The sequence below is a fragment of the Leifsonia tongyongensis genome (assembly GCF_010686705.1).
GTDB lineage: Bacteria > Actinomycetota > Actinomycetes > Actinomycetales > Microbacteriaceae > Diaminobutyricibacter > Diaminobutyricibacter tongyongensis.
In genome coordinates, this window is sequence record NZ_JAAGWY010000002.1 from 928,879 (window position 1) to 943,246 (window position 14,368).

A 14,368-nucleotide genomic window follows, 5' to 3' on the forward strand; every position below is an offset into this window, starting at 1 on the left:
GGATGAAGATCCAGAACGCGTTCAGATTCGGCCTCATCGGAACTCTAGGCGTCGGCCTGGGTCTCCTGATCCTGATGTCGATCGTCACGCTGTCGACGATCCTCACGTACATCGGGGCCGCACTGTTCATCGCTCTGGGCATCGAACCGCTGATCTCGTTCCTCGAACGGCGCAAGTTCCCCCGGTGGGCCGCGCTCGTCACAGTGCTGGTCATCATCATCGGCGCCTTCACCGCCCTGATCTGGGCGATCGTGCCGATCGCGGTCGGCCAGGCATCACAGCTCGTCCAGGGCGTCGTCACCTGGGTTCAGAAGGGCGACGCCCAGAAGTGGTTCGAGCAGCTGCAGCGGCAGTTCCCGACGATCGTCAACCAGGACAACATCAACAACGTCACCCACTGGCTGCAGAGCAACGTCGGCAACATCACCAACGGCATCCTTCAGACCGGCATCGGCATCGCCAGCGGTATCTTCGGCGTGATCATCGTGATCATCCTCACGGTCTACTTCACCGCATCCCTGCCCAGCATCAAGCGCGCCAGCTACCTGCTGGTTCCCGCCTCGAAGCGCGCCCGCTTCGCCGACCTGGCCGACCAGATCACCGACTCGGTCGGCAAGTACGTCATGGGCCAGGTCTCCCTCGCCCTCGTGAACGGCGCCCTGAGCGCCATCTTCCTGACGATCATCGGGGCGAAATTCCCCATCCTGCTCGCCTTCATCGCCTTCTTCTTCTCGTTGATCCCCCTCGTCGGTACGATCACCGGCTCGGTCATCATCGTGGCGATCTGCCTTCTCTCGGGCTGGCAGACGGCCCTCGCCGCCGCGATCTACTACCTCATCTACATGCAGGTCGAGGCCTACGTCCTCAGCCCGCGCATCATGAACCGCGCCGTTCAGGTCCCGGGGGCCGTGGTCGTGATCGCCGCACTCGCCGGCGGATCGCTCCTCGGAATCCTGGGCGCGCTGATCGCCATCCCGTTCGCGGCTTCCATCCTGCTCATCATCAAGCAGGTCGTGATTCCGCGGCAGAACGAACTCTGAGGCGGGCCCTCAGGCCCCCGCCGGAGGCTCCTGACCAACCGGGCCCGACCATTCGGTCGCGAGCGGCAGCGCAGCCGGGTTGACCCGCCGCACGATCTCGGTCAGGACGCGTCGCGTCTGGTTCTCCCCCACCCACAGGTGCTTGCCGCCTTCGACGTTCACCAGGTCGATCTGGGGCACGCCGGCGAAGCGCTCCGCGGCAGCGGCAGGTCGCAGGTAGTCGTCGTGCTCCGGGATCAGCGCCACCATCGGCCGGCTGTCGCCCGCCCACGCGGCCAGCTGGTCGGGGGTGGCGCGGTGGAGCGGCGGAGAGAGCAGGATGACGCCGTCCACGGGCAGATCCCGGCCGTACATGAGTGCGAGCTCCGTGCCGAATGACCATCCGACCAGCCAGGGATGGGGCAGCCCGCGTTCCGCAACGAACGCCATGGCGGCGTCGACGTCGTAGCGCTCATCGATCCCCCCGTCGAACTGTCCGCCGCTCGTGCCGCGCGGGGAGCGCGTCCCCCGGGTGTTGAAGCGCAGCACAGCGAGGTCGGCGAGAGCAGGGAGCCGCGCAGCCGCCTTGCGGAGGATGTGCGAGTCCATGAACCCTCCGCCGGTCGGCAGCGGATGCAGGGTCACCAGTGTCGCCACCGGCGGGCGATCGAGCGGGGTCGCCAGCTCTCCGACGAGCGTGAGCCCGTCACTGGTGTGCAATTCGATGTCCTCGCGCTGCGCGGGGAGCTCGACGCCCCCTCTGATCTCGATCGTCAACTGATCCTCCAGCAGTGCGTGTGCCAGTGCCTCCGCGCGGCGATGTCAGCCGCGTCGCCCATCAGACCGTCTGCGCGCCACGTGACGAGATGAGCGACCCCAGGTTCGATCTCGAGGCCGCATCCCGGGCAGATGTAGACCTTCACCGCCTGGATGGGCGAGACCGGCTGCACGTTCCAGGCGAAGCCCCGTCGAACCTCGGTCCGTCGCCAGCCTTGCGTCACCCGCGCCAGGTCGAGAGCCTCCTCTTCGTCCTGACCGGGCTTTCGACCTCGTGGACGGTTGCTGCGCGGCATGCATCAAGTCTAGGGCGGGGCGCTCTCACACCTCGTTGTCGCGATGGGAGAGGCGGGATTCCTCGAAGTCGAGCATGACCTGCGCATGGAGCAGCACCCGTGACGAATAGCTGCCCCGGCTTCGCGCATCCAGCAGAGCGTTTCGCTCGGCCTCGAGAACCTGCTCTTTGAGCGCCTGGTACTGCTGATGAGGGCCGAACACCGGTGTGTCGGACTCCTCCCGCTCGGCCCGCTCCCACTGCGCCTCGACCCGGAGCATCGTGTCCTGTCGCACGCGTTCGACGACGTCCGGGTCGTAGGTACGGGCCTCGGGCGCCTCGTCGTCGGGGTGGTCGATAGCGGCCAGGCCGGCTTTGCTCATCTCCTCGAGCAGGCCCGCGAGCTCCCGCCGGTCGGCGGCGGCGTCCGAACCCGTGATGCCCAGTCTCCGGATCAGCACCGGCAGCGTTCCGCCCTGCACGAGCAGTGTGACGATGGCGACGGTGAAGGCGATCAGGATGAGCGGGGAACGATACGCCGAGTCGGGCAGCGATTGGGCGGCCGCGACAGTGACGACGCCCCTCATGCCCGCCCAGGTGATCACCACTCCCCCGCGCCAGCCGATCGGCGAATCCTGCAGGTCGCTCACGTCGGCCTCACGACGTTCGAGGTAGCGGGTGAACCGGTTCCAGCGCCGTTCTGTCCGCTCATCCTGCGGCGGCCGCTTCTCCCGTTCGGTGCGCACACGTTCCAGGCCGTCGGAGAGGCGCTCGCTGACCTCCGGCGCCCGCTTCTGGTTCTCTTTGAGCTGCCAGACGATCGGGAAGACGAAGAGGGCGCGGATGACCAGCAGCACGACGCAGAGCAGCAGCCCGATCCCGAAGGCACCCCAGGCGCCCAGGACGCTGTCCTGCGCCTTGCTGATGATCTCATGCAGCTGGATTCCCATCAGGAGGAAGACGCCGTTCTCGAGCAGGAATTTGATCGTGCGCCAGTTGATCTGCTCGCTGAGGCGGGCCTGCGGGGAGAACGAACGTGCGGCGCTGTGCCCGGTATAGATTCCGGCCACGACGACAGCGAGCACTCCGGATGCGCCGAGCGACTCGGTCGGGATGTAGGCGACGAACGGAACCACGAACGAGATCGCGGTCTCGAGCACCGAATCCTTGAGCTTCGCACGGACCCACACGTTGATCACACCGACGAGCAGGCCGATGCCGATCGCGACGACGACCGAATAGAGGAAGTCGCCGCCGATGGCCAGAAGACTGAGCCCGGCGCCCGTCGCCCCGATGGCGGCTTTCAGCAACACGAGGGCGGATGCGTCGTTCACCAGGCTCTCACCCTCGAGCACCGCGACGAGGCGCGTGGGAAGGCCGAGACGCTTCGCCACGGAGGTCGCGGCCACCGCATCCGTGGGGCTCACGACCGCACCGAGCGCGATCGCCGAACCCAGGTCGAGCGCAGGCAGGAGAGCATGCAGCAGGAAGCCGACAGCGAAAGCGGTCGCGATCACAAGGACGACGGACAACATCGAGATCGTGCCCAGATTGCGACGGAAGTCCGTGAGCTGCACCTGCACCGCCGACGAATACAGCAACGGCGGGAGGACAAGGCCGAGGATGACCCACGATGGCACCTGGAGCGACGACGGCAAGCCCGGCAGGAACGACGTGGCGACACCCACGACGACGAGTACCAGCGGCGCCGCGACGCCGAGCTGCTTCGAGAAGGCGGCCACAGCGACGACGGTGACGACCCCGACCACAGCGATCAGTGCGATCTCCATGGCCCTACGCTACGGCGTTAGTGCCAGCACGGCGTACGTACCAGCTACGGCGTCAATACCAGCCAGTGCTCTGCGAGTGGTCCCACGCGCCGCACGGTGTGCTGTACCGGCCGGTGATGTAACCGAGACCCCACGTGATCTGCGTTGCCGCGCTGTTCTGCCAGTCAGGCCCCGCAGAGGACATCTTGCTGCCGGGGAGCGCCTGCGGAATGCCGTAGGCACCGCTGCCTGCGTTGTACGCGTAGACGTTCCAGCCCGATTCGCGGTTCCAGAGCGACACGAGGCAGTTGTACTGATCGTCGCCCCAGCCGCGGTCGTGGACCATCTTGTAGGCGACCGCCTGCGCAGAGCCCGGATCGGGGGTTCCCGCGGCGGGCGCTCCGCCGCCCCCGCCACTGTTGTTGCTGCTGCTGCCGCCGCTGGACGACGATGGCGCCGGCTTCGGCGGCGGAGGAGGAGGCTTCGGCTTCGCTTTCACCGAGACCGCTTCACGCGTGACCGTCGTCGTGTACGACCCTTCCACCGACAGCTGCTGGATCGGCTGGGTGCCGAAACGGGAGGTCGTCGGGCTGAAGGTCGCGGCGGTCGCGCCCGAATACGGGTCGACGACATTGACGAGCAGGAAGCCCACAGCTGCGGTGAACGCGAAGGTCCAGAGGCTCGCCCTCGAACGGACATGGGGTCGCCTGACAGCCACCCCGACCGGATTGGACGGCGTGAGTGGTACTAGTTCGGCTTCTCGTCTACCCACGATCACAAAACCATAACGGACATCCGCGGGGATACCAAGACGACGCGGTTACTGTCAGCGAACGGCCAGCATCACATCGGTGACGCTGTCGAGCAGCAGATCAACCTGAATTTCCTTGTATCCGCCGCGCTGTGGCCGGAAGGTGACGGTGCGGACCTCGTCCACGCTCATGGGTCGCGCATCCTGGAAATACCGCACAAGACGCCCCGCGAATTTGTCGACATCCGCCCGGTTGTAACCGAAGGTGAGGACGCTGGTGCGAGAGAAACGGTGCCCCTCCGGACGGTCGAGGCGGTTCAGGATGACCTGGGCCGTCGTGCGCGCTTCGTCGTACCACGCGCTGTCCCCAAGCGCACTGCGGGCGGCCTCCCGCTCACGGGATGCGAAGGCGTCCTCGAGCCGCTCGAGGGCCGAATCGACATGCGAGGTGGAGTATCCACCCTTCTGCATGGTGAAGGCGGTGTGACGGATGTCGGCCGCCGTCAGGAGCGTCACTCCGTCGGGGTCGGCGTCATAGGCGCGCCTCGCCTGCTGGAGGAACTCCTCGACCTGGTCGACGTCGTAGCCGAGCTTCGATTTGCGGGTGCGGGGGAAGGTACTCACTCGCCTATTCTGCCAAATGCTTTATCTGAAGATGAGGAACAGCGCGTAGGTCGCGGCCGCGGACGGGAGGATCGAGTCGAGCCGGTCGAGGAATCCGCCGTGCCCGGGAAGCCACGAACTCATGTCCTTGATTCCGATATCGCGCTTGATCAGGGATTCCGCCAGGTCGCCCAGGGTGGCTGTACACAGCAGAACGATGCCGAAGATGATCCCGAACCACCACGGTTCGCCGATCATGAAGATCGAGAGGAGGATGCCCGCCACGATGCTCGCCGCGGCCGCGCCCGCAAAACCCTCCCAGGTCTTCTTCGGGCTGATCGTCGGCGCCATCGGGTGCCGCCCGAAGGAGAGGCCCGTCGCGTAGGCGCCCGTGTCGATCGCGATCACCAGGATGAGGAAGGCGAGGGTCCACCACTGGCCGCCGTCCTCGGCCAGGAGCAGAGCGGCGAAACTGCCGAGGAAGACCACATAGAGCTGAATCAGAGCACCGGAGCCGAGATCGCGGATGAGGAGCCTCCCCGACACGCGAGGGCGCTTCACCGCCGCCTCGATGAGTCTCCACACCCAGACGAGCGCGATTCCGGCCGCGAGAGCCACCAGCTGGCCGACGGAATGACCGTAGAAAGCGGCCGGGACGATGGCGACAGACGCGATCATCGTCGGCACCCGGGGCACATCCCGACCGGCCGCGCGCAGCGCCTGGGTCAGTTCGAAAGCCGAGAACACGATCGTCGCGGCGGCGACCAGCATGAACAGTTCTTTGATCAGGATCAGGCTGAACAGCATCAGCAGCCCGAACGCGAGCCCGATCAGGATCGCGAGAATCAGGTTGCGGCCCGTGCGTGCCTCGATACGTTCGTTCGTCGCGTCGAGCTGGGCCTTGCGAGCCTGCATCTGGCGCTCGATGTCGGCACGGGTCGCCTTCACCTGGGCCCGGAACTCTGCGCGCGACGCCCGGCCGCGCTGCGGTGGGATGGGCGGACCGGGTTCGCCCGGAGGAACTGCGGTCATAGAAGGGGCCCTAAACCTCGAGGAGTTCGGCTTCCTTGCGCTTCAGAGCCTCGTCGACCGCATCCACGTGGGTCTTCGTGATCTGCTCGAGCTCCTTCTCGCCACGGGACACATCGTCGTCGCCGACCTCGCTCTTCAGCGCATCCAGGTCGTCCTTCGCCTTGCGTCGGATGTTGCGGATCGCTACCTTCGCATCCTCGCCCTTGCCGCGCACGATCTTCACGAACTCGCGCCGACGCTCCTCCGTCAGTTCCGGGAGCGTCACCCGGACGATCTCACCGTCGTTTCCGACGTTGGCGCCGAGGTTGGGCGTGTTGACGATGGCCCGCTCGATCTCTTTGAGCGCCGACTTGTCGTAGGGCGTCACCAGCAGCACGCGCGCCTCCGGATTCTGGAGCGAAGCCAGCTGGGCGAGAGGGGTGGGCGAGCCGTAGTACTCGACCAGGATCTTCTGGAACAGCACGGGGTTCGCGCGCCCGGTACGGACCGTCCCGAAGTCCTCCTTGGCCGCCTCGACGGTCTTGCTCATGCGCTGGCGGGCGTCGGAAATCACATCCGCGATCACGGTCACTCCTTCAATCGGTGGGCGTCAGTCAAGCTTACCGTCGCGCTCAGCGCACGCCCGCGCTGAGCAGCGTGCCGATTTCTGCGCCGAGGATCGCTGCGGTGACGTTCCCCGCCGGCTCGATGCCGAAGATGCGCATCGGCATCCCGTTGTCCATGCACAGGCTGAGCGCCGTCGAGTCGACCGCCCGAAGGTTCTGCTGGAGAGCCTCCTGGTGCGAGATCTGCTCGATCATTCGCGCGTTGGGGTTCTTCTTCGGGTCGTCGTTGTACATTCCGTCGACACCGTTCTTGGCCACGAGCACGATGTCGGCCTCGATTTCGAGGGCGCGCTGGGCGGCGACCGTGTCGGTGGAGAAGTACGGGAGCCCCGCGCCGGCGCCGAAAATGACGACGCGGCCCTTCTCGAGGTGCCGCTCTGCGCGGCGAGGGATGTAGGGCTCGGCCACCTGCGTCATCGAGATCGCCGACTGCACCCGGGTCTCCGCTCCCGCCTGCTCCAGGAAGTCCTGGAGGGCCAGCGAGTTCATCACGGTGCCGAGCATGCCCATGTAGTCGGCACGCCCCCTGTCCATGCCGCGCTGCGAGAGCTCCGCGCCCCGGAAGAAGTTGCCACCGCCGACGACGATCGCCACCTCCACATCGGTCGCCGCCTGGGCGATCTCCCGGGCGATCGAGCTGACGATGTCCGGGTTGACTCCGAGCTGTCCTCCTCCGAACGCTTCACCGGAGAGCTTCAGCAGGACCCGGCGCCTCTTGTGCGAATCAGACATGCGTGTTGGAGTCCTTCCGTTCCGGTTTTTCTAAAGCTAGCTGCTGCGGGCAGAGAAAAGGAGTCCGGATCGAGAAACGATCCGGACTCCTTCAGACGTTGGTCAGGCGCCGACCTTGAAGCGGGCGAAGCCCGTGACGGTCAGCCCCGCATCCTTCAGGACAGCGCTGATGGTCAGCTTGTTGTCCTTGGCGTAGTCCTGCTCGAGGAGCGCGACCTGCTTGAAGTAGGCACCGAGGCGACCCTCGATGATCTTGGGCAGGGCGGCCTCGGGCTTGCCCTCGTTGCGCGAGATCTCCTCGACGATGCGGCGCTCGTTCTCGACGGCCGACGCAGGGACGTCCTCGCGGGCGAGGTACTCCGGGTTGGCGAACGAGATGTGCTGCGCGATGCTGCGAGCGGTCTCAGCGTCGTCACCCGAGTATCCGACCACGACGCCGACCTGCGGGGGCAGGTCCTTCGAGGTCTTGTGCAGGTAGATCGCGAAGTGCTCCCCCGACACGACGGCGAGACGGCGGAGCTCGATCTTCTCACCGAGGATGGCCGCTTCGTCGCTGATCAGGTCGGCGACGGTCTGGCTTCCGGCGGGCGCCGCGAGGCCCTCTTCGACCGTGGTCGCGCCGGCCGCAGAGACGGCGTCGAGAACCTTGTCGGCCAGGGCGATGAACTTCTCACCCTTCGCGACGAAGTCGGTCTCGCACGCGAGCTCGATCAGCGTCGCGGTTCCGTCGTTCTCCTTGGCGGCGACGAGGCCCTCGCTCGTGGAGCGGTCGGCACGCTTCGCGTTGCCCTTCGCACCCTTGAGACGCAGGATCTCGGTGGCCTTGTCGAGGTCGCCGTCGGCTTCCTCGAGCGCCTTCTTGGTGTCGACCATGCCCGTACCGAGCTGCTCGCGCAGTGCTTTGATGTCGGCGATGCTGATGTTTGCCATGTTCTTCTGAGAACCTTCTGTCGAAAATGTACGAGAGTTGAGCCGGAGTTACTTGGCTTCTGCTTCGGTCTCGGCAGCCTCTGCCTCGACGACTGTTTCAGTCTCGGCAGCCTCTGCCTCGACGACCGCTTCGGTGGCGGCGTCGACCGCGACGGCCTCGTCAGATGCAGCCTCGGTCTCCTCGACGGCCTCTTCGAGGGCGACAGCCTCGTCGGTCGTCGTGCCGAGCTCGGCCTTGGCCTCCTTGAGGTCGGCGTCGACCGACTTCGCGGTCTCGGGGCTCGACTGGAGCTCCTGGCCGGACGCACCGAGGAGTTCTGCCTCCCACTCGGCGAGCGGCTCGGTCGGCTCGGCGCCCTCTTCAGGCTTCTGGTGACGCTGGATCAGGCCCTCGGCGGCAGCGTCGGCGACGATGCGCGTGAGCAGGCCGACCGAGCGGATGGCGTCGTCGTTACCCGGGATCGGGTACTGGACTTCGTCGGGGTCGCAGTTCGTGTCGAGGATGCCGATGACCGGGATGCCCAGCTTCTTGGCCTCGTCGATCGCGAGGTGCTCCTTTTTGGTGTCGACGACCCAGAGGGCGCTCGGGGTCTTCGTCAGGTTGCGGATACCGCCGAGCGACTTGTGCAGCTTGTCGAGCTCGCGCTTCTTGATGAGGAGTTCCTTCTTGGTGAAACCACTCGTGGTGCCTTCGAAGTCGAGCTCTTCGAGCTCCTTCATGCGGGCGAGGCGCTTGGAGACCGTCTGGAAGTTGGTCAGGAGACCACCGAGCCAGCGCTGGTTCACGTAGGGCTGGCCGACGCGGGTCGCCTGCTCGGCGATCGCGTTCTGCGCCTGCTTCTTCGTGCCGACGAAGAGGATCGTGCCGCCGTGGGCGACGGTCTCGCGGACGAACTCGTACGTCTTGTCGATGTAGGCCAGCGACTGCTGGAGGTCGATGATGTAGCTGCCCGAACGCTCGGTGAGGATGAAGCGCTTCATCTTCGGGTTCCACCGGCGGGTCTGGTGTCCGAAGTGGACGCCGCTGTCGAGCAGCTGGCGCATGGTTACGACGGCCATTTGCCGTACTCCTGTTCCGGCACGCCGCGCTCTCAGCGCGGATGCCAATCGGTTTTCAGCAACGACCGGACGGCCGCCACTCCTGGTGCCCGGCGCGCATCCGCCACCGCTGTTTCCAGTGATGGACCGTGTGGATGCGACGCGGCGCTGCGATCAGCAGTTGCGATCAGCAGTTGTGATCAGCGCAGTGGGCACGCGTAGTCACCCCGGCGAGCGGGGTGCTCCATGAATACTACCATCCGGCGGAGGACGTCACTTTCGCCCGCCTTCGCCGGCGCCGGAGGCCGCTACCCGATGCTGTCTCCCGAACTGGTGACGGACACCCCGCGGGACTTGCGGGCATTCGCGAAAAGGGTCTCCGCATGCTCGAGCGCCATGCCGTTCGTCTCCGGGATCGTGAAGAAGACGAAGATGAAGGACAGGGCGGCGAACACCGCGTACATCCCGTAGGTGAACACCAGCGAGAAGTCGGCGAGCGGCGGGAACGTGACGGTGACGAGGAAGTTCGCGATCCACTGCGCCGCTGCGGCGACACCGAGCGCCTTGGCTCGGATCTTCGTCGGGAAGATCTCGCCGAGCAGCACCCAGACGAGAGGACCCCACGATGCTCCGAAACACACGACGAACACGTTCGCGGCGACCAGGGCGATCGGCCCCCACGGGCTCGGAAGGGTCACTGCACCATGGACCTTGTCGGCGAAACTGAAGGCGAGCGCCATCGTGCCGAGCGAGATCGTCATCCCGATCGAGCCGGTGAGCAGGATCGGCCTGCGCCCGACCCGATCGACGAGCATGATGGCGACGATCGTCACCAGCACGTTGGTCACCGAGGTGATGACAGTGATCAGCAGGGAGTTCTTCTCCGTGAAACCGACCGCACGCCAGAGCGTCGTCGAGTAGTAGAAGATCACATTGATGCCCACGAACTGCTGGAAGACCGACAGAGTGATGCCGATCCATACGATCGGCTTCAGGCCGAAGGCCTTGCCGCGCAACGTGGCCTTCAGGCCCTCCTTGTCCTCGGCGATCGATCGTTCGATGTCGCCGATCTGGCGGTCGAGATCGCTTTCGGGGACCAGCGTCGAGAAGATCTCCCTCGCTTCGTCTCGCCGGCCGGTCGCGAGCAGATAGCGTGGCGACTCCGGGAGCCTGAGCGCGAGGATCCCGTAGACGACGGACGGGATGACGCCGACCAGGAACATCCACCGCCATGCCTCGAGGCCCAGCCAGAGCTGGCTGGAAGCCGAGCCCGCGATTCCGGCGAGCAGAGCATCCGAGAGCAGAGCGATGAAGATGCCGACGGTGATCGCGAGCTGCTGGAGGGACGCGAGCTTGCCGCGGGACTGCCGGGGTGAGATCTCGGCGATGTAGGCGGGCGCGACGACCGAGGCGATTCCGATGCCGAGGCCGCCCACGATGCGCCAGAACCCCAGATCCCAGGCGGAGAAGGCGAGGCCGGCGCCGATCGAGCTGACCAGGAACATCACGGCGCCGAGGAGCATGACTTTGAGCCGGCCCCACCGGTCGGCGAGCCGTCCCGCGATATAGGCTCCGGCCGCGCAGCCGAGCAGGGCGATGGCGACGATGAAGCCGGTGACGAAAGCGTTGAGCGCGAAATGCCCTTGAACGGAGTTCACAGCACCGTTGATGACGGATGAGTCGAACCCGAAGAGGAATCCGCCGACGGCCGCCGCGAGCGCGAGACCGGTCACCTTTCGTCGCATCGCCGGCGTGGGTTTCGCCCCCTCCCATTCCTCGTTGTCCGAGGACGCTGACCTGTCGGTGTTCTGCGTGCCGTCCTGAGCATCTGACATCGTGACCCCCTTGGATGATGCCATTTGCGCACACGGTACCCCCATTTTGCTGGGCGGTCGGGCACCCTCCCCCCTCACAATCCGGGTTGACTCACGGCCCTCCCCATAACCGGCGGGAACCTCTTTCCCGAGGTCTGCGGTCAGCCACGATGGTTGTCATGAGGCGACATACCCCTTCTCGGTGGGCGGCGGCTGCGGTAGATCTGGCCGCGGTCGCTGTCCTGACCTCGCTCGCTCTCGCACTCCCCTCCGCGGCGGCTGCCTGCTCCGGCGACGTTCGCCCGCACCAGGTGGTCCGCTCCGCGACGACGGCTTCGACTGTTCGGGCGGATGCACGGTGGCCGTGGCCGATCGCCCCGCCCGTCGTCGTGGGTCGCGCATTCGTCGCGCCCGCCACGGCGTATTCGGCGGGTCACCGCGGTATCGACCTCACCGTCATTCCGGGCGCCGAGGTGCGTTCGCCCGTGGACGGCACGGTGACGTTCTCCGGCGTGGTCGTCGATCGGCCTGTTCTCACGCTGGACGTCGGCAACGACCTCCTGGTGAGCTTCGAGCCCATCGAGAGCGTGGTTGCGAAGGGAGACCACGTGGCGCGAAGCGAGTTCATCGGCCGGGTCGCCGATGGGGGCCACTGCGCCGCCGGGTGTCTGCATGTCGGAGTGCGGCTCCGCGGAGCCTACATTTCGCCGCTGCTGTTCTTCGACCGGGTGCCGCGAGCGGTTCTCCTTCCGCTGCCGTGATCCGGTCCGTACTGCTGTGATCCGATCAGTGGGGGGATGCGGTCAGTGGGGGGATGCGGTCAGGCGCGCGGGTGCGCCATCCGGTAACTCTCTTTCAGTCGTTCCGTCGACACGTGGGTGTAGATCTGGGTTGTGCCTAGGCTGGCATGGCCGAGAAGCTCCTGGACTGCCCTCAGGTCTGCTCCTCCGTCGAGCAGGTGCGTGGCGGCGGTGTGCCGCAGGGCGTGCGGGCCGGCAGGTCCGGTACCCGGCAGGTCGATGAGGAGAGACGCCACGAGCTGGTACACGGCACGGGTTCCGAGCCTGCCGCCCCGGTCCCCCAGCAGCAGCGCCGGCCCCGAGGTGGAGACCGCAAGCGTTGGTCGCGCATTCCCGAGGTAGTCGATGAGCGCGGTCCGGGCCGGTACGCCGAACGGAACGACGCGCTCTTTGGAGCCTTTTCCGAGCACCCGCAGCGTGAGCCGTTCGAGGTCGACGTCGTCGGTGTCGAGTCCGGTGAGTTCGGAGACGCGGATCCCGGTCGCGTAGAGAAGCTCGATGACGGCGAGGTCGCGTTTCGCCGCCGGGTCTCCCGTTTCGCTGCGCACGATCAGGGTGTCGAGCAGCCCGGTGATCTGTTGCCGGTTGATCACGCGCGGCAGCGTCTTGTCGGGTTTGGGGGCACGCAATCGGGCAGCCGGGTCGTTGATGCCGCTGGCCCGGGCCAGCCACGCGCTGAACCCTTTGGCCGAGGCCGAACGTCTCGCAAGCGTGGCTTTGGAGAGTCCGGCCTGGGAGGCCTTCCAGAGCCAGTCGCGCAGCAGTTCGAGCGTCACCCCGTCGGTCGTGTCGATGGTGCGCGTGTGCGCGTATTTTGCGAGGGCGTTGAGGTCCGACCGGTAGGCCCGCACCGTCTGCGGCGAGTAGCCGCGCTCGACCGCGAGGTGGACCGCGTAGTCCTCGATCGCCTGGTCGAAATGCACGATCCCAGCTTCGCGCGCCGAGCGCCGGATCGCGGTATCGACGCCGGTCGGTCGGGTTTCACCCTTGCGCGGTCTTGACCCAGCCGCCGCTCCTCTCCGATGCACGACCTGTTGTTTCGAGGGCACCGAGCGCGCCGATGACGTCCCGAGCGGACATGCCGGTGCGAACGACGAGCTCGGAGACGGTGAGCGGCGATCGCGTCTTCAAGCCGTCGAGGAGGCGAACCGTTTCCGCGTTGTCGGTCGAGCCCGCATCGCGCCCCTGCGGTTCCCCCACATCGATCTTCGGTTGCCCGGCGACGCCTGTGAGTTCGGCCATCTCGTCGGGCGTCGTCACGCATTCGGCTCCGTATTCACGGATGAGACGATGGCAGCCGGCGGAAGCCGGCGAGGTCACTGGTCCGGGAACGGCCCCGAGCGGCCGGCCGATCGCGGCTGCGTGACCTGCGGTGTTGAGCGAGCCCGACCGGCGTCCGGCTTCGACGACCACCGTCGCCGTGCTCGCGGCCGCGATCAGCCGATTGCGCATGAGGAACCTCCAGCGCGTCGGTGAGGATCCGCACGGCAGTTCTGCGATGAGGAGGCCACGCTCACCGACCCGTCGGAGGAGATCCGTGTGGCCGGCCGGGTAGAGCCGGTCGACGCCTCCGGCGAGGAAGGCGATGGTCGTCGCATCGCTCGCCAGGCCGGCCCGGTGCACTGCTCCGTCGATTCCGTAGGCTCCGCCCGACACGGTGGCGAACCCGCGGTCGGCGAGCCCCGCGGACGCTTCCATGGCGACGTGCTCGCCGTACCCCGTCGCCGCGCGCGCGCCGACGAGGGCGACCGAGCGAACCAACTCCTCGAGCCGGGCGAGGTCGCCGCGCACCCAGAGGGCGTGTGGCGCCCCATCGCCCAGGTCGTCCAGCGCTCTCGGCCAGAGGTCGTCCTCGGGTGTCACGAGCGCCGCGCGAAAATGTCCGGCCGACTCGAATGCCCGAACAGCAGTTCTCAGGGAGGCGCGCGGTCGCCACCGTTCGAGGGCGTTCTCCAGTCGGTGCCCGAGCAGCTCGGCGACCGCCGGGTCCGCCTCGCGCACGATGGCGAGAACACGAGACGCGGCCCACCGTTCCACGATCGCCTGCAGGGCACGGACCGGTCCGATCGCACCGACCAGCGCACCGGCGTCGGAGTCGCCCGGTTCGGCCAGCGCGCTCATGACGGCCCGGGCGAAACGGGTTCGCAGTGAAGGTGGCTCTTGCTCACGACGGTCCGGCCCCTCATCCTCCCTCGCTTCTGGGGCCGGCGCCAGGACACGAGAA

15 protein-coding genes are annotated in these 14,368 nt (G+C 66.7%); 2 read left to right on the forward strand and 13 right to left on the reverse strand.

The window, feature by feature from the left end; all coding sequences use genetic code 11:
• Positions 1-2: 2 nt before the first annotated feature.
• A complete protein-coding gene (locus G3T36_RS12385) occupies positions 3-1,040 on the forward strand; it encodes an AI-2E family transporter (RefSeq protein ID WP_163290056.1) in 1,038 nt (345 codons plus the stop codon).
• Between the two features lie 9 nt (positions 1,041-1,049).
• Here the strand turns inward: G3T36_RS12385 and G3T36_RS12390 are convergent, their stop codons facing one another.
• The 11 genes from G3T36_RS12390 to G3T36_RS12440 all read right to left on the reverse strand — a co-directional run bounded on the left by G3T36_RS12390 (position 1,050) and on the right by G3T36_RS12440 (position 11,365).
• A complete protein-coding gene (locus tag G3T36_RS12390; protein ID WP_163290330.1) occupies positions 1,050-1,790 on the reverse strand; it encodes an alpha/beta hydrolase in 741 nt (246 codons plus the stop codon).
• A gap of 2 nt (positions 1,791-1,792) precedes the next feature.
• The gene (locus tag G3T36_RS12395) at positions 1,793-2,092 is read right to left on the reverse strand and encodes an Rv1322 family protein (protein WP_163290057.1); all 300 of its coding nucleotides are present in this window, start codon (positions 2,090-2,092) and stop codon (positions 1,793-1,795) included.
• Positions 2,093-2,117: 25 nt separating this feature from the next.
• A complete protein-coding gene (locus tag G3T36_RS12400) occupies positions 2,118-3,860 on the reverse strand; it encodes a cation:proton antiporter (protein WP_163290058.1) in 1,743 nt (580 codons plus the stop codon).
• Positions 3,861-3,912: 52 nt separating this feature from the next.
• Positions 3,913-4,557: an aggregation-promoting factor C-terminal-like domain-containing protein gene (locus G3T36_RS19840; protein ID WP_338031565.1), complete on the reverse strand. Its 645-nt coding sequence runs from the start codon at positions 4,555-4,557 to the stop codon at positions 3,913-3,915.
• Between the two features lie 108 nt (positions 4,558-4,665).
• A complete protein-coding gene (locus G3T36_RS12410) occupies positions 4,666-5,214 on the reverse strand; it encodes a DivIVA domain-containing protein (RefSeq protein ID WP_163290060.1) in 549 nt (182 codons plus the stop codon).
• 21 nt (positions 5,215-5,235) lie between these two features.
• A complete protein-coding gene (locus tag G3T36_RS12415; protein ID WP_163290061.1) occupies positions 5,236-6,225 on the reverse strand; it encodes a phosphatidate cytidylyltransferase in 990 nt (329 codons plus the stop codon).
• Positions 6,226-6,235: 10 nt separating this feature from the next.
• A complete protein-coding gene (gene frr / locus G3T36_RS12420; RefSeq protein ID WP_163290062.1) occupies positions 6,236-6,790 on the reverse strand; it encodes a ribosome recycling factor in 555 nt (184 codons plus the stop codon).
• 46 nt (positions 6,791-6,836) lie between these two features.
• On the reverse strand, positions 6,837-7,562 hold the full coding sequence (gene pyrH, locus G3T36_RS12425) for a UMP kinase (protein ID WP_163290063.1): 726 nt from the start codon (positions 7,560-7,562) through the stop codon (positions 6,837-6,839).
• 102 nt (positions 7,563-7,664) lie between these two features.
• Positions 7,665-8,492, reverse strand: a complete 828-nt coding sequence (gene tsf, locus G3T36_RS12430; RefSeq protein WP_163290064.1) for a translation elongation factor Ts — start codon at positions 8,490-8,492, stop codon at positions 7,665-7,667.
• A 48-nt stretch (positions 8,493-8,540) separates the two neighbouring features.
• Positions 8,541-9,551, reverse strand: a complete 1,011-nt coding sequence (gene rpsB / locus G3T36_RS12435) for a 30S ribosomal protein S2 (protein WP_163290065.1) — start codon at positions 9,549-9,551, stop codon at positions 8,541-8,543.
• A 287-nt stretch (positions 9,552-9,838) separates the two neighbouring features.
• Entirely contained in the window at positions 9,839-11,365 is a 1,527-nt protein-coding gene (locus tag G3T36_RS12440) for a sugar porter family MFS transporter (RefSeq protein WP_163290066.1), read from the reverse strand.
• Between the two features lie 158 nt (positions 11,366-11,523).
• On the opposite strand from G3T36_RS12440, the gene G3T36_RS12445 reads away from it, so the two are divergent.
• Positions 11,524-12,105: a murein hydrolase activator EnvC family protein gene (locus G3T36_RS12445; RefSeq protein ID WP_163290067.1), complete on the forward strand. Its 582-nt coding sequence runs from the start codon at positions 11,524-11,526 to the stop codon at positions 12,103-12,105.
• Between the two features lie 59 nt (positions 12,106-12,164).
• Here the strand turns inward: G3T36_RS12445 and G3T36_RS12450 are convergent, their stop codons facing one another.
• Both G3T36_RS12450 and dprA read right to left on the reverse strand, forming a co-directional pair.
• On the reverse strand, positions 12,165-13,067 hold the full coding sequence (locus G3T36_RS12450) for a tyrosine-type recombinase/integrase (protein WP_163290068.1): 903 nt from the start codon (positions 13,065-13,067) through the stop codon (positions 12,165-12,167).
• 58 nt (positions 13,068-13,125) lie between these two features.
• Entirely contained in the window at positions 13,126-14,265 is a 1,140-nt protein-coding gene (gene dprA, locus G3T36_RS12455) for a DNA-processing protein DprA (RefSeq protein ID WP_163290069.1), read from the reverse strand.
• Positions 14,266-14,368 lie beyond the last annotated feature (103 nt).

Bases quoted from the DNA above. Each gene is read 5' to 3' on its own strand.
- dprA (WP_163290069.1), bottom strand. From the start codon at position 14,265: ATGAGCGCGCTGGCCGAACCGGGCGACTCCGACGCCGGTGCGCTGGTC.
- G3T36_RS12445 (WP_163290067.1), top strand. From the start codon at position 11,524: ATGAGGCGACATACCCCTTCTCGGTGGGCGGCGGCTGCGGTAGATCTG.
- G3T36_RS12400 (WP_163290058.1), bottom strand. From the start codon at position 3,860: ATGGAGATCGCACTGATCGCTGTGGTCGGGGTCGTCACCGTCGTCGCT.
- G3T36_RS12395 (WP_163290057.1), bottom strand. From the start codon at position 2,092: ATGCCGCGCAGCAACCGTCCACGAGGTCGAAAGCCCGGTCAGGACGAA.
- rpsB (WP_163290065.1), bottom strand. From the start codon at position 9,551: ATGGCCGTCGTAACCATGCGCCAGCTGCTCGACAGCGGCGTCCACTTC.
- G3T36_RS12385 (WP_163290056.1), top strand. From the start codon at position 3: ATGAAGATCCAGAACGCGTTCAGATTCGGCCTCATCGGAACTCTAGGC.
- G3T36_RS12415 (WP_163290061.1), bottom strand. From the start codon at position 6,225: ATGACCGCAGTTCCTCCGGGCGAACCCGGTCCGCCCATCCCACCGCAG.
- pyrH (WP_163290063.1), bottom strand. From the start codon at position 7,562: ATGTCTGATTCGCACAAGAGGCGCCGGGTCCTGCTGAAGCTCTCCGGT.
- G3T36_RS12440 (WP_163290066.1), bottom strand. From the start codon at position 11,365: ATGTCAGATGCTCAGGACGGCACGCAGAACACCGACAGGTCAGCGTCC.
- tsf (WP_163290064.1), bottom strand. From the start codon at position 8,492: ATGGCAAACATCAGCATCGCCGACATCAAAGCACTGCGCGAGCAGCTC.